General features: G+C 29.9%; 16 protein-coding genes and 1 pseudogene. 10 read left to right on the top strand and 7 right to left on the bottom strand.

The genetic code is table 11. The annotated features are described in order from the left end of the window. Together ACOTU8_RS02575 and ACOTU8_RS02570 are read left to right on the top strand one after the other, a co-directional pair. The coding region (locus ACOTU8_RS02575) for a Cj0814 family flagellar-dependent secreted protein (RefSeq protein WP_422341657.1) at nt 1–913 on the top strand (913 nt) is incomplete at its 5' end. Nucleotides 914–1,007: 94 nt separating this feature from the next. Then, nucleotides 1,008–1,778 carry a transporter substrate-binding domain-containing protein gene (locus ACOTU8_RS02570; RefSeq protein WP_422341656.1) on the top strand — a complete coding sequence of 257 codons (771 nt, stop codon included), beginning with the start codon at nt 1,008–1,010 and terminating at the stop codon, nt 1,776–1,778. Between the two features lie 15 nt (nt 1,779–1,793). Here ACOTU8_RS02570 and fliP read toward each other — a convergent pair whose 3' ends face one another. Beyond that, a complete protein-coding gene (gene fliP, locus ACOTU8_RS02565) occupies nt 1,794–2,528 on the bottom strand; it encodes a flagellar type III secretion system pore protein FliP (protein ID WP_178890437.1) in 735 nt (244 codons plus the stop codon). Between the two features lie 143 nt (nt 2,529–2,671). On the opposite strand from fliP, the gene glmU reads away from it, so the two are divergent. Genes glmU through truA form a run of 7 tightly spaced genes read left to right on the top strand, consistent with a single transcriptional unit; the run spans nt 2,672 to nt 8,917 of the window. Beyond that, entirely contained in the window at nt 2,672–3,961 is a 1,290-nt protein-coding gene (glmU, locus tag ACOTU8_RS02560; protein ID WP_422341655.1) for a bifunctional UDP-N-acetylglucosamine diphosphorylase/glucosamine-1-phosphate N-acetyltransferase GlmU, read from the top strand. Further along, entirely contained in the window at nt 3,958–5,112 is a 1,155-nt protein-coding gene (gene coaBC / locus ACOTU8_RS02555; protein WP_422341654.1) for a bifunctional phosphopantothenoylcysteine decarboxylase/phosphopantothenate--cysteine ligase CoaBC, read from the top strand. The genes glmU and coaBC overlap by 4 nt, the downstream gene beginning before the upstream one ends. Then, nucleotides 5,109–5,726: a hypothetical protein gene (locus ACOTU8_RS02550; protein WP_422341653.1), complete on the top strand. Its 618-nt coding sequence runs from the start codon at nt 5,109–5,111 to the stop codon at nt 5,724–5,726. Before coaBC ends, ACOTU8_RS02550 begins: the two co-directional genes overlap by 4 nt. 2 nt (nt 5,727–5,728) lie before the next feature. Next, the gene (gene uppS, locus ACOTU8_RS02545; RefSeq protein ID WP_422341652.1) at nt 5,729–6,397 is read left to right on the top strand and encodes a polyprenyl diphosphate synthase; all 669 of its coding nucleotides are present in this window, start codon (nt 5,729–5,731) and stop codon (nt 6,395–6,397) included. Then, on the top strand, nt 6,394–7,170 hold the full coding sequence (locus tag ACOTU8_RS02540; protein WP_422341651.1) for a prepilin peptidase: 777 nt from the start codon (nt 6,394–6,396) through the stop codon (nt 7,168–7,170). Before uppS ends, ACOTU8_RS02540 begins: the two co-directional genes overlap by 4 nt. Next, nucleotides 7,170–8,195 carry an LptF/LptG family permease gene (locus tag ACOTU8_RS02535; protein ID WP_422341650.1) on the top strand — a complete coding sequence of 342 codons (1,026 nt, stop codon included), beginning with the start codon at nt 7,170–7,172 and terminating at the stop codon, nt 8,193–8,195. The genes ACOTU8_RS02540 and ACOTU8_RS02535 overlap by 1 nt, the downstream gene beginning before the upstream one ends. Continuing rightward, nucleotides 8,195–8,917: a tRNA pseudouridine(38-40) synthase TruA gene (gene truA / locus ACOTU8_RS02530; RefSeq protein WP_422341649.1), complete on the top strand. Its 723-nt coding sequence runs from the start codon at nt 8,195–8,197 to the stop codon at nt 8,915–8,917. Before ACOTU8_RS02535 ends, truA begins: the two co-directional genes overlap by 1 nt. 418 nt (nt 8,918–9,335) lie before the next feature. Here the strand turns inward: truA and ACOTU8_RS02525 are convergent. Then, nucleotides 9,336–9,996 (bottom strand): annotated as a pseudogene (locus ACOTU8_RS02525) (pyridoxal-phosphate dependent enzyme). Nucleotides 9,997–10,474: 478 nt separating this feature from the next. Here ACOTU8_RS02525 and ACOTU8_RS02520 point away from each other — a divergent pair. Next, a complete protein-coding gene (locus ACOTU8_RS02520; protein WP_422341648.1) occupies nt 10,475–10,891 on the top strand; it encodes a copper resistance protein CopD in 417 nt (138 codons plus the stop codon). Here the strand turns inward: ACOTU8_RS02520 and trmA are convergent. Genes trmA through acnB form a run of 5 tightly spaced genes read right to left on the bottom strand, consistent with a single transcriptional unit; the run spans nt 10,878 to nt 18,268 of the window. Next, a complete protein-coding gene (gene trmA / locus ACOTU8_RS02515; RefSeq protein ID WP_422341647.1) occupies nt 10,878–11,951 on the bottom strand; it encodes a tRNA (uridine(54)-C5)-methyltransferase TrmA in 1,074 nt (357 codons plus the stop codon). The two genes, ACOTU8_RS02520 and trmA, sit on opposite strands and share 14 nt — an antisense overlap. Then, the gene (locus ACOTU8_RS02510; RefSeq protein ID WP_422341646.1) at nt 11,948–13,681 is read right to left on the bottom strand and encodes a Na+/H+ antiporter NhaC family protein; all 1,734 of its coding nucleotides are present in this window, start codon (nt 13,679–13,681) and stop codon (nt 11,948–11,950) included. The genes trmA and ACOTU8_RS02510 overlap by 4 nt, the downstream gene beginning before the upstream one ends. After that, a complete protein-coding gene (locus ACOTU8_RS02505; protein WP_422341645.1) occupies nt 13,678–14,427 on the bottom strand; it encodes an SDR family NAD(P)-dependent oxidoreductase in 750 nt (249 codons plus the stop codon). The genes ACOTU8_RS02510 and ACOTU8_RS02505 overlap by 4 nt, the downstream gene beginning before the upstream one ends. Next, nucleotides 14,424–15,662, bottom strand: coding sequence for an ankyrin repeat domain-containing protein (locus ACOTU8_RS02500; protein WP_422341644.1), 1,239 nt, complete (start codon nt 15,660–15,662; stop codon nt 14,424–14,426). The genes ACOTU8_RS02505 and ACOTU8_RS02500 overlap by 4 nt, the downstream gene beginning before the upstream one ends. A 59-nt stretch (nt 15,663–15,721) precedes the next feature. Beyond that, complete coding sequence (gene acnB / locus ACOTU8_RS02495) at nt 15,722–18,268, bottom strand: bifunctional aconitate hydratase 2/2-methylisocitrate dehydratase (protein WP_422341643.1); 2,547 nt, start codon at nt 18,266–18,268, stop codon at nt 15,722–15,724. Nucleotides 18,269–18,289 lie beyond the last annotated feature (21 nt).

Here is an 18,289-nt window from a genome sequence, read left to right as displayed (position 1 = left end):
AGCCTATGGTTATAGTGTAGATAAAGATGGCTATATGGGAAGTGATTTTAACAAAGCTGCAGGATTACCAAAAGATTTTAAGATGCATAAATCTACTTTGGATGAGATAGAAAGATTTAATCAAAATGGTATGGTTAGTGAAACTAGTGGAAACTATTATAATAGTTTTGATATGGCTTCTATTGTTAAATCCTATTATAATAGCTTTAATCAAGTAATAAGTGCATTTCCAAATGATAAAACAAGTTTTAGCGAAGCAGATTTAGAACAATTGCCTAAAGGATTAAATTATATTAATAATGAAGACAATGAAAAAATTGTAAAAAATATATTCAATGCAGAACAATTTCACGAAGCACAAGCGATTAAATATTCTACTATGGGTTTGGATATGAACCTTATGAAACTTGACTTTTCTCCACAAAGTATGGAGCAAGGTTCTTTATATGAAGATGACTTTAATCCTGATATGTCAGTTTATCCACAAAATGAAGATGGAAGTTATTCTAAAGAAGCTTTATTTATGAGTTTTTTAAAGTCTTATTCGCCTATTCCATCTTCAAATCAAGTTGTTTTAAGTCCTGAAGCAAAAGTTTTGGAAGCACAACGTAAGCTAGAAATGAAAGTAAATCCTTCTTTTAGTGTTTCCTTAGATGACATCATGACAGGTAAGATTGATTTTGCAAGTTTATTAAAAGGCTATGCACAAGATGGCTGGCTTGATGCAGGTATATATGCAATGGAAAAAGGAGTTAAATGGCAAAATGTATACGTAGGCAGCGGAATCTCTTTTGATAGAGAATTTCATCAAGCAAAAGCTAATGGTTGGAAAGCAAGTAGTGAAAGTATAAATTCTTTTGCTGATTCTATAGCGGATAGACTTAATAATCTTATAGGGCAGACTAGGGTTTAGAAATTTTAATTTTTTTAAGCTTGAATAAATGACTAATAACAAAATAAGATGAAATCAGTATAATTTTTTTTGTAAAAAATTTTGAAAGGAAATTATGAAAAAGATTATTTTAATTTTTATATCTTTTTTTGCTTTAAATTTGAGTGCAAAAGATTTGGTTGTGGGAATGGAACTTGGATACCCGCCTTTTGAAATGAGCGATAAAACAGGTAAGCCAAGCGGTATTAGTGTAGATTTTTTAGAATCCTTTGTTAAAAAATATCATTATAATCTTATTGTTAAAAATATTGCTTGGGATGGTTTAATACCTGCTTTAAAAACAGCTAAGATAGATCTTATCATGTCTTCTATGACAATTACTGATGAGAGAAGGAAAATAGTAGATTTTAGTATCCCTTATGCTAAGGCAAATTTGGCTATTTTAACTCCTTTGAAATCTAATATTGAAAATATTAAAGATTTAGATAAAAAGGGTAAGGTTTTAGCTTTAAAGCGTGGTTCTACAGGGCATTTGTATGCGGTTAAAAATTTAAAAAATGCAACTATTAATTTATTTGATAAAGAAAATGCTGCTATTTTGGAAGTGATTCAAGGTAAGGCTGATGGATTTTTCTATGATCAACTTACGATTTATCGCACTTGGCAAAAGCATCAAGATACAACTAGAGCCATTTTAGCACCTTTTCAAGAAAATCCTGAGTTTTGGGGTATAGCGGTGCAAAAAGGCAATACAGAGCTTAAAAAAGAACTTGATCAATTTATTGCAGAAAGTAAAAAAGATGGGCTTTTTGATTCTTTAGGAGAGAAGTATCTTAAAGATATTAAAGACACTTTTAAAAAGAATAATTTAGAATTCTTTTTCTAAGAAGGATTTTCCTTCTTAGGTTACAAAGCTTTCTACAAGTCTTTGTACTAGTAAATTCCATCCATCTACCAATACAAAAATTAGGAGTTTAAAAGGTAGGGAAATCATAGTAGGGGGTAGCATCATCATACCCATGGCCATTAAAACTGAGCTTACGACCATATCTATAACTAAAAATGGTAAGTAGATTAGAAATCCTATTTCAAAAGCCGTTTTAAGCTCTGAAATCATAAAAGCAGGAACTAAAACTGTAAGGGGAACATCATCTATGGTTTTGGGATTAGGTAGGTTGCGTATGCGATAAAAAAGGGCTAAATCTTTTTCGCGAGTATTTTTAAGCATAAAATCTTTAAAAGGCTTCGCTCCTTTTATAAAAGCTTCTTCATAGCCTATTTGCTCTGCTAAATAAGGTTTTATTCCTTCATTATAAGATTTTGTAGCTACAGGTTCCATTATAAAAAAAGTTAAAATTAAAGCCAGAGTTACTAAAATGGTATTAGGTGGCATGCTTTGCGTCCCCATAGCTTGTCGCAAAAATGAAAATACTACAATAAGACGCAAGAAAGAAGTCATAACAAAAATTATACTTGGAGCAAGTGCAAGTATGGTTAAAACAATAACTATATTTAAAGTAGTAACAAGCTGATTAGGTGTATTAGGTGCACTTAAGCTTAAATTTACGGTAGGGATAGTTGCTTCAGCAGCAAATAAACTCATACTTAAAAGTAAAAATAATAATATTTTTTTCAAAATTTAAAAACCTTTTCTTTGTTTTTATTAAAGAAATTTAAATTTTATCTTTTGATGACTAAAAACTAGTTTAAGGGTATTAGAATTTTAACTTTAAACTGCTAAAATAGTCTTTTAAACTTCTTAGATAGCAAAGGTAAAAAATGAAAACTTCTATTTTGATTTTAGCGGCAGGATTAGGCACTAGGATGAAGTCACAAAAGCCAAAGGTTTTGCACGAGCTTTGTCAAAAAAGTATGATTTTACACATTTTAAAAAAGGCTTTTGCTTTAAGTGATGATGTAAGTGTAGTTTTGTCTCATCAAAAAGAACGTATTGAAAAAGAAATTTTAGAGCATTTTCCAAAAACACAAATTTTAGAGCAGGATTTACAAAATTATCCAGGAACTGCAGGAGCTTTAAAAGGATTTGAGCCCAAAAATGAAAAAGTATTGATTCTTTGTGGTGATATGCCTTTGGTTGAACAAACAAGTTTGGAAGCTTTGTTGGGTAATAATGCAAAATTAAATTTAGCAGTTTTTAAAGCAAGAGATCCTAAAAGTTATGGTAGAGTGGTGATAAAAAACAATAATATTGAAAAAATTGTCGAATTTAAGGATGCAAATATGCAAGAAAGAGAGATAAATACTTGCAATGCTGGAGTTTATGCAATTGACTCAAGGCTTTTAAAAGAACTTTTACCTTTGATTGATAATAACAATGCTGCAAAAGAATATTATTTGACTGATATTGTAAAACTAGCAAAAGAAAAAGATGTGATGATTAAGGCAGTTTTTGTAGATGAAGATGAATTTATGGGGATTAATGATAAATTTGAGCTTAGTATAGCCGAAAATTTCATGCAAGAAAAGATAAAAAAATACTGGATGCAACAGGGTGTGATTTTTCATTTGCCGCAAAGTACTTTTATAGGTATAGATGTTGAGTTTATAGGAGAATGCGAAGTATATGAAAATGTAAGAATAGAGGGTAAAAGTAAGATTATAAACTCTATTATTAAAAGTTCAAGCGTGATAGAAAATTCCATCGTAGAAAATAGTGATGTAGGACCTTTGGCACATTTGCGTCCAAATTGTGAGTTAAAAAACACTCATATAGGAAATTTTGTGGAATGTAAAAATGCGAAGTTAAATACCATAAAAGCAGGGCATTTGAGCTATTTAGGAGATTGTGAGATAGATAGTGGAACCAATATAGGCTGTGGGACTATTACTTGTAATTACGATGGGGCAAAAAAGCATAAAACCATCATAGGAAAAAATGTTTTTGTAGGTTCTGATACGCAATTTATCGCACCTGTAAAAATTGAAGATGAAGTAATCATAGCAGCAGGAAGCACAGTAAGTGTTAATGTAGAAAAAGGTGCTTTGTTTATCAATAGAGCAGGGCATAAAATGATAAAAGATTATTATTACAAGAAATTTCAAAAATGAAAACCATACTTTTAGCCATTAGCGGCAGTATAGCTTTTTATAAATCTTATGAGCTTATTTCTTTGTTTAAAAAAGAAGGCTTTAGGGTAAAAGTTTTGCTTTCCAATGGTTTGTTAAAATTTGCTAGCAAAATGAGTTTTGAAGCCTTGGCTGATGAAGTGTTATGCGAGGAAAATGAAAGTTGGCAAAACTCAAACAATCACATAGCTTTTAGCAAGGACGCAGATCTTGTTTTGCTTGCCCCTGCAAGTGTTAACTCTATCAATAAACTTGCTCTTGGTATAGCGGATAATCTTTTTATCCAAACTTTAATGGCTGCAAATAAACCTCTTATTATAGCTCCTGCAGCAAATACAAATATGTTTTATCATTTTAGTACGAAAAATTCTTTAAAGATGCTTAAAGAAAATAAAGCTTTGATTATAGAGCCTATTTGTAAAGTTTTAGCTTGTAAAGATGAAGGCGTAGGAGCCTTAGCTGAAGTTAAGGATATTTTTAATATCACCAAAAGAGAGCTTTTAAAAGAAAAGTTTTGGTGCGATAAAAGTGTAGTTATCACAGGTGGCGGCACAAAAGAAAAGATCGATGATGTGCGTTGCGTGAGTAATTTTTCAAGTGGAAAAATGGCAAAAGCCATAGCCGATGCTTTTTATTTTTTAGGTGCTAGAGTAAAATTTTTAAGCTCTGTGGAATTTGATACACCTTATGAGCTTTACAAATTTGAAAGTTCTAAGGATTTAAAAGAGCTTTTGAGTAAAAATTTAAATCATGATTTTTTGATTATGACAGCTGCTGTGAGTGATTTTATCCCAAAAGCTATAAAAGGAAAAATTAAAAAAAATGAGTATTTACAAGGTTTAAATTTACATTTATCTTTAAATGAAGATTTACTTAAAGATTTAAATTTTAAAGGTAAAAAAATAGGTTTTAAGATGGAGTTTGATTCTCAAAATGCTTTAGAAAATGCGAAAAAATCTTTAAAAAATAAGCAACTTGATATGGTTTGTCTTAATATTATTGATCAAAAAAATTATTTTGGAAGTGATCAAAATGAGCTTTATTTTATCACTTTAAAAAATGAAAATAAAAGTACTTTGCAAAGTAAAGAAAAATTAGCTTTTGAACTTGTTAAATGGTGTGAAAAATTATGAGTATGATTAATTCTACTTTGCCTATACAAATGAAAGTTTTAGCTAAATCAGGCTATGGACATTATACGCTTTTGTTAAATCATAAAAAAATTCAAACTAAAAGTATGATAGAGCTTGAAATTGGTGCTGAGTATTTAGCTGAACTTTATATACAAAATGGTGGAGTTATACAATTTAAACATCTTTCAAAGCGTCCTAATTTTAAGTCATTTGAAGAAGGGTTGGCTTTGATAATTGCACTTTTAGAAGATAAAATTTCTTATAAAAAATTTATTATACATAATCTTTTAGAATGTAAAGATATGGAACGTTATCAAATATTAAAAGAAATGCTTTTTGCAAGTTTTGAAAATATTTATCATATTCCTTTTATCTTTGAAAATAAATCTTGTTTGTTTCAAATGCGTAAAAGAGCAAAATATTTAGAGATTTATTTGTATTTTAGTGTTTTTGGAGCTTTAAAAATTTTAATAGATTCGCAAGGCATTAGCATTTTAACACCTTTTGCTAAGGTGCAAAAATTTTTAAATGAACATTTAGATTTTAATGTATTGCAAGAAAGTAAAATTGAGCCTTTATTTGTTTTTAAAAAGTTTTTTGATTTTAAGGGATAAAAATGAATGAATTAAAACATCTTGCTGTTGTTATGGATGGTAATAGACGTTGGGCAAGAGCTAAGGGTTTTTTAGCAAAATTTGGATATTCTCAAGGGGTAAAAACCATGCAAAAACTTATGGAAGTTTGCATGGAAGAAAATATTTCAAATTTAAGCCTTTTTGCTTTTAGCACTGAAAATTGGAATCGTCCTAAAGATGAAATTGAATTTATTTTTGAACTTTTAGATCGTTGTTTGGATGAAGCTTTGGAAAAATTTGAAAAAAATAATGTACATTTAAGAGCTATAGGAGATTTATCGCGTTTAGAAGATAAGATAAGAGAAAAAATTATCTTAGTAGAAGAAAAAACAAAACATTGTAATGGTCTTTGTGTTAATCTAGCCATAAGCTATGGTGCAAGAGATGAGATTATAAGAGCGGCTAAGCGTGTGATTGAAAAAAAACTTGAGCTAAATGAAGAAAATTTAACGCAAAATTTAGATTTACCTTTAGATGTGGATTTAATGCTTCGCGTTGGAAATGCTAAAAGACTTTCAAATTTTTTGCTTTGGCAATGTTCGTATGCTGAAATTTATTTTAGTGAAGCTTTATTTCCATCTCTCACTAAAAGAGAATTTAAAAGGATTATTAAAGAATTTAGAAATAGAGAAAGAACTTTTGGGAAATGATATTTTTTATAATGATTTTAGGGGCTTGTTTACGTTCTTTTTGTGCAAGTTTATCAAGTAGAATAATTGAAAAAAAACCCTTTTTTGCTTTACGTTCTTTTTGTTTTTCTTGTGGTGCGAAATTAAAATATTATGAAATTATTCCTATTTTTTCTTATCTTTTTTTAAGAGCAAAATGTCAAACTTGTAAATATACCTTACCTATCTCTTTATTGATAAATGAAATTTTAGGCATGATTTTACTTATTTTAATTTATTTTATAAGTCAAAATTTTTATGATTTTTTATTTTTATCTTTATTTTTATTTAATTTTTTCTTACTTTCTTTAGTGGATATTAAGCTTAAGGCTGTGCCACAATTTTTACTCTGGAGTGCTTTTTTATTTGCCTTTTTTTATGTTTTTAAAGAGAATGAAATTTTATATTTTTTAATTTTTAAAGAATTTAATGAAGGTTTTTTGTTTAATGCTTTTAGTTTTGCAGGATTTGTTTTTTTGCTAAAAAGTTTAGTCTTTTTTCTAATGCATTTTCGAAAAAAAGATGAAGTTTTTGAAAATTTAGGCGATGCAGATATTATTATTCTGGCGTGTATAGGTGGAATTTTAGGGTTTGAGTATGGATTTTTAGTATTATTTATAGCTTCAGCTTTGACTTTGCCTTTTTTTATAATTTTAAAAATTAAAGCAATAAAAGAGCAAGAACTTGCTATGATACCTTTTTTAAATATCGCTTTTGTGGTAGTTTTATTTTGTAAAAACTTAGGATTATTTTAATGAAGCTTAGTTTAAGATATGTTTTAAATCAATTTTTAAGTACAAATTTATCTATATTTTTCGTACTTTTTACTATTGTATCTATGGTATTTTTTATTCAGCTTGCAAAACTTACTTCAAGTATAGAGATTAGCTTTTTAGATCTTTTAAAGCTTTATGGTTTTATGCTGCCTAGAATTTTAATTTTTACTTTACCTATATCTTTTTTTATTTCTTTAACTTTGGCTTTGTTTAGGCTTTCTAAAGAAAATGAAAGCATAGTGCTTTTTACCTTAGGATTTTCTCCGATGATTTTAGCAAAGTTTTTCCTTAAAATTTCAAGTTTAATCAGTGCTTTAATGCTTATTGTAGCTTTAGTAATGATACCTATAGTATTTGAACTCCAAGATAATTTTGTAAATTATAAGAGTACTCAAGTAAAATTTAATTATAAAACAGGTGAATTTGGACAAAAATTTTTAGATTGGATGATTTTTATAGAAAAGCAAGATAATAATAAATATGAAAATATAATCATGTATCGTCCTAAACATAAAACAGATGATAAAGAACAACTTATAATAGCTAAAGAAGCACATGTGCAAAGAAAAGATGATAGTTTTGCTTTTAGTTTAAATCAAGGCAAAATGTATAATTTTGAACAAGATCAAAGTATTTTTAGCGGAGAATTTGATACTTTGATAGTAAATACCCAATTTAACACAGACAATCTTCAGATAAAGAAATTTTATGAGTATTGGAATGATTTAAATGAAAATCCTCAAAGAGCAAGAGAATTTGTTATTTATACAACTATAGCTTTATTTCCAATTGCTAGTGTGCTTTTTGCACTTTGTTTTGGTTTGGTTACTTATCGTTATGAAAAAGGTTATGTATATTTAGGCATGTTTGGAGTGATTACTATATACTTTGGGCTTTTAAGTTCTTTTTCTCAGCCTCCAATTTTAGCTTGTTTTGGAATTTTTTCTTTAAGCTTGCTTGTTTCAGCTTATTGTTTTAAGAAAATGATTTTGAGTCGTTACTAGTGAAAATAAAACTTATATTTTCTTATGATGGCTCTGCTTTTTTAGGTTCTGCCACTCAGCCTCATAAAAAAGGTGTTCAAGATGCTTTAAGAAAAGCTTTGTCGCATTTGGGTATTTTTTCACCTATTTTAATGGCTTCACGTACAGATAAAGGAGTGCATGCAAGCTATGCTGTAGCCAGCGTGGAATGTGGAGAGTATTTTACAAATTTAGAATATCTTAAAAAACAACTCAATAAATTTTCTCACCCTTTTATTCATATTAAAAAAATTGAAAAAGTAAAAAATGACTTTGAAGTGAGATTTGATGTAAAAAGTAGAGAATATCGTTATATTTTTTCTCACGCTCCTTACAATCCTTTTATGACTTCTTATGTGTATTTTTATCCTAAATTTGACATAGCTAAGGCTAATAAACTTTTAAGCTTTTTTATAGGAAAAAAAGATTTAAAATTCTTTTGTAAAAGTGGAGGAAACAATAAAACAGCTATAAGAGAAATTTTTCTTGCTAAAGCTTATGTCTATAAGGAATATAGTATTTTTCGTTTTAAAGCCAATGGTTTTTTAAGAGGACAAATAAGATTAAGCGTAGCAAGCGTTTTAAAGGTTTTAGAAGGAAAAATGAGTGAAAAAGAGCTTAGAGAACAAATTGAAGCTAAAAAGCAATATAATCGCTTTTTAGCTCCACCAAATGGGCTTTATTTGAGTCGTATTCATTATTAAAAACTTTCGAAAATTAAAAGCCTTTTGGGTTAAAATTTTTCTTACATCTTCTTAATGTTCCTTGCTTTTTGTCTCTAAAGTGATTGTGAAATCATTGCATCACCATAATCAATTTTAACTATATTTGCATTAGCTATTTTTAAACTATCCGTAAGATCTAGTAAAGCCCCTGGTTTATCAACTAAAGTAACATGAATTTGTATTTTTCTATGTGCTTTAAAAAGTCCTTTTTCTATGATTATTTAGCTTTTGAACATCAATATTCCCACCGTTTAAAACTACGCTGATTTTTATGATTTTGGGTGATTATTTTTTGATGAAGTAAGACTGCTACACTCGCAGATTCCGAACCTTCTACTACAATTTTATGCTTTTCAAGTAAAAACAAGACTGCATTAGCAATTTCTTCATCATCAACCTAAATAAAATCATCTACATATTCTAAAATAATATCAAAATTAATAGGGTTTACATCACGAACGGCAATACTATCAGCTATAGTGCGAACATTTTTGGAATTTTTTATTTGTTTAGCATAAAAACTTTCATACATTGCAGGAGCTCCTTTGGCCCCAACCCCTATAATTTTAATATTTGGATTAATTTGTTTAGCCGCACTTGCAATACCACTTATTGGTCCTGCGCCTCCAACAGGTCCGATAGTCATATCAAGACGCTTGCTTCATCAAGCATTTCAAGCATTAAAGTTCCTTGGCCTGCTATTACAAATTCATCTTCAAAAGGATGGATAAAACTAAGGCCATTCTTTTTTGCATAAGTGGTTAAAAGCGTAAGCTTCGTCGAAATTATCTCCTTTAAGTATTACTTCTGCGCCTAAAGCTTTTGTGGCTGATACTTTTAAAAGTGGAGTAGATTCTGGCATTACAATAATAGCTTTAATACCAAATTTTTGCACTAATAGCCGCACCTTGGGCATGATTTCCTACACTGGCTGCAATCACCCCTTGTTTTTTTTGTTCTTTGCTAAGATTGGCTATTTTATTATAAGCTCCACGGATTTTATAAGCACCTGTAATTTGTAAATTTTCATTTTTAAGAAAAATTTTACTTTGACAAATTTCACTTAAAAAAGAAGAATATATAAAAGGAGTTTTGTTTATAAAATTTGAAATTTATTGCTTTGCTTTGTAAATTTTATTGAGTTCTAACACTATTTTTTCTTATCATAAAAATATAGATGTTTTAACATAATGTAGTATTTGTAAAAATTTATCTTTATTTTTATGTTCTACTTTAGTTTTTTATCATTAATACCAAATTAAAACTAAAATTTAATATTTTCTAATAAATTTTGGAAAATAATTCTAGATTTATTTTATTTTTTAAAGTATAATTGTATCAGTTTTATCATTTATTTGGTATGAATTTTTATTTAGAGTTTAGGATAGATAATATTTTTGATTGTTTTTAAAGATAATTTTTGTTTATTATTTAATATTTTAATCTTAAAGCATTGAAAAATTAACTAAAGTGAATTTTAAAAAATAAAAAAAGTGTTATAATATACTAAAATTCTGACAGTTTAAAGGAGGGAAAATGGAGGAATTTTATCCATATGCTTTAATAATTCATCTTTTTTGCGCTATTTTGTTTATAGGTTATTTGTTTGTTGATGTATTTATTCTAGGAGTAATTAAAAGAAAAAATCCTAATTTTGACAAAAGTCTTTTTAGTGCTACTGGGGTTAAAATCATGCCTTTTGTAGTCCTTTTGCTTTTTTTAAGTGGAGGTGCTTTAGCAGGTTTTCATTTTAAACCTTTAAATTTACTTTTTGCTGCAAAAATAATTTTAGCCTTTGGAATTTTATCTTTAGTTGTTTTTTCTTTATTTTGTCATTTTATATTAAAGAAGAAAAACCCGCTTGGTGTTTTTATCCACTCTTTTGTATTTACGCTTTGTATCGCAATAGTAATACTGGCTAAATTAATGAATTATTTTTTTATACCTTGCTAAGAAATACTCCGCATTCAAGATGTGGAGTATTGACAAATTGATCAAAAATGGCAAAGTTTTCCACTCTATGTGTTAGGCTTAATTCTTTTAAATTTTCTTTTAAAGTGATAGGATTACATGAAATATAAATAATATTTTCATAGTTTTTTACTAAATCAATTACGCTTTTGTCAAGTCCCGCACGTGGTGGATCAACTAAAACATGAGAGAAATTAAAATCATCTAATCGAATATCTTTTAAACGAAAAAATTCTCTTTCTTTTTTGATAGCAAGACTTAATTCTTCGCTTGAAAGTCTTGCAAAATGGATATTTGTTGTATTATTAAGCTCGCAATTTTTTAAAGCAAAATTAATATTGCTTTTTGAAATTTCAGTGGCTAAAACTTTAAAAAAGAATTGTGCTAAAGCTAAAGTAAAATTTCCATATCCACAGTAAAGCTCAAGTAAATCCATTCTTTTTTGAGTGCTTAAAATTTCGCACACCCAAGTAATCATTTTTTCGTTTATGGCAGTGTTAGGTTGAACAAAACAATCGTTGTTAAATTCATAAAATATTTTTCTATCTTGAATATTTAAAATTTGTTTTAAGTTTTCTGTTTTAAAAATAAGTTTTTTGCTTTTACTTCTTGCTATAAGGTTGATATGAAGAATATCGCTTAAATTTTCTAAATTTGACTTTATATCTTCTATATTTTTATGATAGAGTAAAGTTATGCTAAGTTCTTGCTTTGTTGCTAAAAATTCTACACCAAAAAGTTTTTCTTTTAATTTATCATCTTGACGCAAGTATTCTAGAAGTTTTGGCATAAAAGCACAAATTTTTTCATCAGTAAAATCTAGATATTTTATAATGTACTTTTTTTTGCTTTTTGGATCAAACATCGCATAAAAAAGCGTATCGTTTTCATGATAAAATGAAAGCTCAGCTCTCGTGCGATAATGTTTATCTTTTGAAGTAAAAAGTTTAAAATCCTTTGTATAAAATTCTTTAAAATATTTTTTTATGAAAGAATGTTTTTCATCTAAAGTGAGAAAATTTCCAAAATTTTCAAGACTCATAGAACTTTCTTTCCGATAAGTCTTAATAAAAGCACAATAAGTATGAAATTTAAAGGCAAGACAAACCAAACGCTAAGTCCTAAAGATACAGGAATATATCCAGCGATTAAAGAAATACCACAGATAAATAAAGCATAAGGAATTTGTGTTCTTACATGCTCCATATGATCGCATTTTGCACTCATAGATGAAAGGATTACATTATCTGAAATTGGCGAACAATGGTTTCCAAAAATCGCACCTGTTAAAACGCAGCTTATATTAATAACCATATAATGATGCATAGCGTTTGCATCCATAGCATTGATTTTAGCGATTTCATGAGCTAAAGGCACAGCCAAAGGCATTAAAATCCCCATAGTTCCATAGCTTGTTCCTATGGCAAAAGAAATGGCTGAAGCAAAAGCAAAAATAGTAGCAGGTAAAATAAACTCAGGCAATTTATCTGCAAGCAAACTAGTGATAAATAAAGAAGTTCCTAGATCTTTTACTATACTTGAAAGCGACCAAGCAAATAAAAGCAATACTATGGTAAAAATCATGGTTTTCCAGCCATATATCCAAGTTTCTACCGCTTCTTTAAGATTGAAAATTTTACGACGCACCCCGATAAAAATTGCTACAATAGCAGCAAACAAAGCAGCTTGGAATAACACCACAGAAGAATCAGCATTTCCAAAAGCAGCCCTAAAAGTTTCAAAAGACAAAGGATTGGTGCTTGCTTTTGTAAGTTCTTCGCCTTCTAAAGTGCTAAGTCCATTAAAATAAAATCCTAATATAGCTAAAATGATTAAAGTAAAAATAGGAACAATAGCATCAAAAGCACGAATTTTAATTCCTTCTTTTGGTGCTAAAAACTGATCTTCTAACTCAGCAGTATCTAGTGTACCTGATTTAGGTAGAGGTGCAATTTGCCCTGTGGTTCTTGCACGTACTTCAGCCTTATACATAGAGCTAAATTCACGACCCATAATAGCAGTCATTACCACAAAAAAAAGCATGAAGATATTATAAAAACGATAAGGTATGGTTTCGACAAAAATTCCAAAAGCACTAATATCGTTAATACCTATATGTTCATAAGCGGTTTTAATTAAAGAAACTTCTAGGCCTATCCAAGTAGAAATTACAGCTATTCCTGCTACAGGCGCAGCAGTTGAATCAATAATGAAAGCAAATTTTTCACGAGAAATTTTAAATTTATCCGCTAAAGGACGCATAATTGGGCCTACAATGAGTAAATTAGCATAATCGTCAAAAAAGATTAAAAGTCCCAAAAACCAAGTATTAATTTGAACCGATATAGCTGATTTAGCTCTTTTAGCAAAATTTAATGCTACAGCTTTTGCGCCACCCATTTTTGTAATAAGTGCCACAAGACCACCTATACAAAGAATTTGTAAAATGATTCCCGCATTTACTGGATCAGAAGTTGAATCTAAGATATAAGAAATAATCTTTGAAAAAGATTCTACTGCGGTATTGTAATAATTTATAAAAGCTAAATGTTGTGCTTTGAAAATATTCGCAGAAAGGCTAAGTAGAAAAGTTCCGCTTAAAACTCCAGCAAAGAGTGACAAAATAACATCTTTTGTGATAAAGGCTAAAGCAATAGCAACCAAAGGTGGTATAAGCGTAAAAGCTCCAAACAAATTAGCATTTGCAGCTGCTTCTGAGGAGTTTGCAAATGCAACTAAAGGTAAAAACAATAAAACTAAAAATTTATTCATTCATCTCTTTCTATATAAAATCCATTCCAAGTTTGTGTTACCGGCATAAGCTCGATTTCATTAACATTAATATGGCTTGGTAGGTTAATGATAGACATTACCACTTTAGCAATATCATTAGCACTGATAAATTGAGTATTTTCATATACTGCATCAGCTTTTTGGATATCTCCTTTAAAACGCACTTCACTAAATTCAGTTTTGCAAAGTCCTGGAGCAATGTTTGTTACTTTAATATTGCTTCCTCTAAGATCGTTTCTTAAAGCTAAGGAAAATTGTCCTACAAAAGCCTTTGTTCCACAATACACATTGCCTCCAAAATAAGGATTTCTTCCTGCAACCGAACCTAAGTTAAAAATATAAGCATTTTTTTGTTTACGAAGTATAGGAATAACAGCTTTTGCAACATATAAAAATCCTTTGATGTTTGTATCTACCATGGTATTAATATCTTCAAGGTTTAATTTATCAAATTCATCTACTCCTAAAGCCAAGCCTGCATTATTAAAAAGCACATCAATTTCTTGAAATTCTTTGGGTAAATTTTCAATAGCCTCAAAGATTTCTTTTTGATTTCTTACATCTATGCAAAGGGTGTAAATCTTATCTTTGTAAGCTTTTTTTAGCTCTTCTAGGCGCTCTTTGCGTCTGGCAAGGGCAATTACTTTGTAGCCTTCTTGTATAAAAGCTTCAACACAAGCTCTACCAAAACCTGAACTAGCTCCTGTAATAAATGCGGTTTTCATTCTAAACTACCTCCATAAAATAGATTTTCATTTGCTTTTAAACCCAAGCTTTTTAGATAATCAGCATTTTCTTTTTTACCTGCTGCTAGCGCAAAGTCAAGTGCATTAAAACCAAGATCATCAATAGCATTAAAATTTGCTCCTTTTGAGATAAGAAGTTTTAAAATTTCAACATTTCCATAGGCTGCAGCATGCATTAAAACATTTTTTGAAGTGTGCTCTAAAGCACAAAATGTAATAAAATAAGGCGTATTTGAACCTATGTTCGCGCTTAATGCCAATTTTTCATTGTTATTAATATATTTTTGATTAACATTTGCTCCATTGTCAAGAAGTAGTTTTATGATATCAAGACGATTAAACTCTATGGCATAAAAAAGCGGGGTTTTACCAAAGGCATTAGCTTGATTAACATTTGCTCCATTTTGAATTAAAAAATTTGTATTTTCGTAATTTTCTAACGCATAAAAAATAGCACTTTCATAACCTTCATCAATCCTAGCACCAAAACGAATCAAAAGTTCTAAAATTTCTTTTTCTCTTTGATTTAGAAGCGCTGCTTGCAAGGCTATAGTAAGATCATCTTGGCTTGGATTATTTGAAAAAATAAAATCTTGTATATAAGATACCGAATAATTTTTATTTGACATGATTTTTGCTAAAGGACTAATGTCTTTGTAAATTTTTGTTTCGCCAACAGCCCAGTTTAAAAATTCATTTAAAGCATTGCTAGTATAGTAAATATTACTACCTTTGTCAAAATTAAAATTACTTTCAAAATACTTTTCTAAAGGTTCTATAGCATTATTATATTCTTTCCAAAAAGCTTTGTAAAGTCTAAAATTTCCTATACTTTGATATGCCCAATATCTAAAATAAGATTTTAAAATATCATATTTTTTTTCTAAATTTTCGGGTGTATCTAAAGTTTTTTGATAAGCGATGGGATCGATAGCTATTTTTAATAATAAAAAATCAAATTGTTGTAATTTTGGCAAATAAGCCACACCATTACAAGAGCTATTGCTCCCTCGAATTTCATTGGAAATTGCATAGAGTTTTTTTGTAAAATCTTGATTTTTTAAAGATTCTTTACAGCTTGAAGCTATATTTAAATAATCTAAATTTGAACTTTCATTTAGCAATGTTTTATTATTTTTAATGTTGTCGCAGTTAATGGCATTGCTAGCCATTAAGCTTGCAAAACAACAAAAGGAAGTAAATAATAACTTCAATATTTTTCCTTTGAAAATTTTAATTTTGTTATTTAATCCAAATAAGTATTAAATTTGAATTAATTTTCAAGTTTGAAATTTTCAATCTCATTAAAATTTAAATATCTATAGATATTTGCCTTATGCTCATCGCTTAGTTTTTCGCTGACAATTTGTAAGTATTCTTCCTTGCTTGGAATTTTACCTAAAATAGCACAAACTGCCGCAAGTTCTGCACTGCCTAAATATACTTTAGCACCCATTCCCATACGGTTATCAAAATTTCTTGTAGAAGTTGAGAAAACTACAGATCCATTATTTACTCTAGCTTGATTACCCATGCACAAAGAACAACCAGGAACTTCTATTCTAGCGCCTGCTGCGCCAAAGATGCTGTAATAACCTTCATTGGTAAGTTGTGCTTTATCCATTTTTGTTGGAGGCACTACCCAAAGTCTGGTTTTAAGCATGCCTTTATCTTTTAAAATTTCTCCTAAAGCTCTATAGTGTCCTATATTTGTCATACAAGAACCTACAAAAACTTCATCTATATTTTTTGGACGCTTATCATCGGCTAAAATTTCGCTTAAGGTTGCCACATCATCAGGGTCATTTGGGCAAGCTAGGATCGGCTCTTTAATGTCATTAAGATTAATATCTATAATATAAGCGTATTTTGCATCTTTATCTGCTCTTAAAAGAGTAGGGTTTTTAAGCCATTCTCTCATTTTTTCAGCTCTTCTAGCAAGGGTAGCTTTATTCTCGTATCCTGCTTCTATCATAGCTTCAATTAAAGAGATATTGGATTTGATATATTCGCTTACACTTTCTATGCTTAAATCCACACTGCAAGCAGCTGCAGATCTTTCAGCACTTGCATCACTGAGTTCAAAGGCTTGCTCGACTTTTAAGTTTGGTAAGCCTTCTATTTCTAAAATTTTTCCTGCAAAAATATTTTTCTTATTTTTCTTTTCAACAGTAAGTTGTCCTTGTTTGATTGCATAATAAGGTATAGCATTAACCAAATCTCTTAAGGTAACTCCAGCTTGCAATTCTCCGCTAAAACGCACTAAAACACTTTCAGGTACATTTAAAGGCATAGAACCAGTAACTGCAGCAAAAGCCACAAGTCCACTTCCTGCAGGGAAAGAAATTCCTATAGGAAAACGTGTATGAGAATCTCCACCTGTTCCCACACTATCTGGCAATACAAAACGATTAAGCCAAGAGTGGATAACCCCATCACCTGGTTTTAAACTCACTCCGCCACGACTTGTTATGAAATTGGGTAAAGTTTTATGTAAATTAGAATCGCTTACTTTTGGATAAGCAGCTGTATGGCAAAAGCTTTGCATCACAAAGTCTGCATTAAAACCTAGGCTTGCAAGTTCTTTAATTTCATCTCTAGTCATAGGACCTGTGGTATCTTGAGAGCCTACGGTTAAAGTCATAGGTTCTATATACATACCTGGACGCACACCTTCAATTCCACAGGCACGACCTAGCATTTTTTGCGCTAAGGTATAACCACCGCTTGAAGATTTAGGTTGTTCAGGTTTGGTAAAGATATTTTCACTTTCCATTCCTAAAAATTCTCTAGCCTTAGCACAAAGTCCACGACCTATGATAAGTGGAATTCTTCCACCCGCTCTAACTTCATCTAAAAGTGTGTTTGGACTGAGATTAAATTCTGCAATTACAGAACCATTTTTTGTAATTTTTCCTTCGTAAAGATGAATTTCAAACTCATCACCCATTTCTAAATTTGTTACATCGCAGATGATAGGTAAAGCCCCGCTATCTTGAGCAGTATTAAAGAAAATCGGCGCTATGGTTGAACCCATTACTATACCACCGCTATGCTTGTTTGGTACCCCTTCTATTTCTTTTCCTAAGTGCCATTGTATAGAATTTATTGCTGATTTTCTACTTGAACCTGTTCCTACAACATCACCTACATAAACTACTTCACGACTGCTTTTTTTAAGCTCTTTGATTTTTTCTAAGGATCCTGCTTGTCTTACTTTTAGCATGGCATTTGCATGCAAAGGAATATCGCTTCTTGTAAAAGCATCTCCTGCAGGGCTTAGATCATCAGTATTTGTTTCCCCTGTTACTTTGAAAACTATACATTTAATCACTTGAGGTAATTCTTCTTTTTTGTTAAACCAGTCTGCATTGGCCCAACTTTGTAAAACTTCTTTAGCGTATAGATTGCTTTTGCTAAGTTCAGCTATAGTATGAAAATTATCATGAACAAAAATAATATTTTTCAACATTTCTGCAGCATCTTTGGCTATGTTTTCATCTTTTAAGGCATCGATTAAAACTTTAACATTATATCCACCTAGCATAGTTCCAAGCATTCTTAAGGCTCTTTTTTTGTCTATATTTGGAGCACTGATTTTGCCTTTAAGTATGGAATCTAAAAATTCACATTTTACTAAAGCCGCATCATCAACACCAGGATTTACTCTATTTTCTAAAAGATTTGCAAGCTCTTCATTATTTTCATTTTCAAGTAATTTACAAAGTTCTTTAGTTTGATTTGCATTTAAAGGAAGGGGTGGTATACCCAAAGCGGCTCTTTCTTCAACAAGTTTATTGTATTCTTGCATAAAAGACATTTTCTACTCCTTAAATATTTT

It is taken from the genome of Campylobacter jejuni (assembly GCF_049221745.1).
GTDB classification, from domain to species: Bacteria; Campylobacterota; Campylobacteria; order Campylobacterales; family Campylobacteraceae; genus Campylobacter_D; species Campylobacter_D jejuni_E.
Note: the sequence above shows the minus strand (reverse complement) of the source record. Positions and strands in the feature narration are given on the sequence as shown.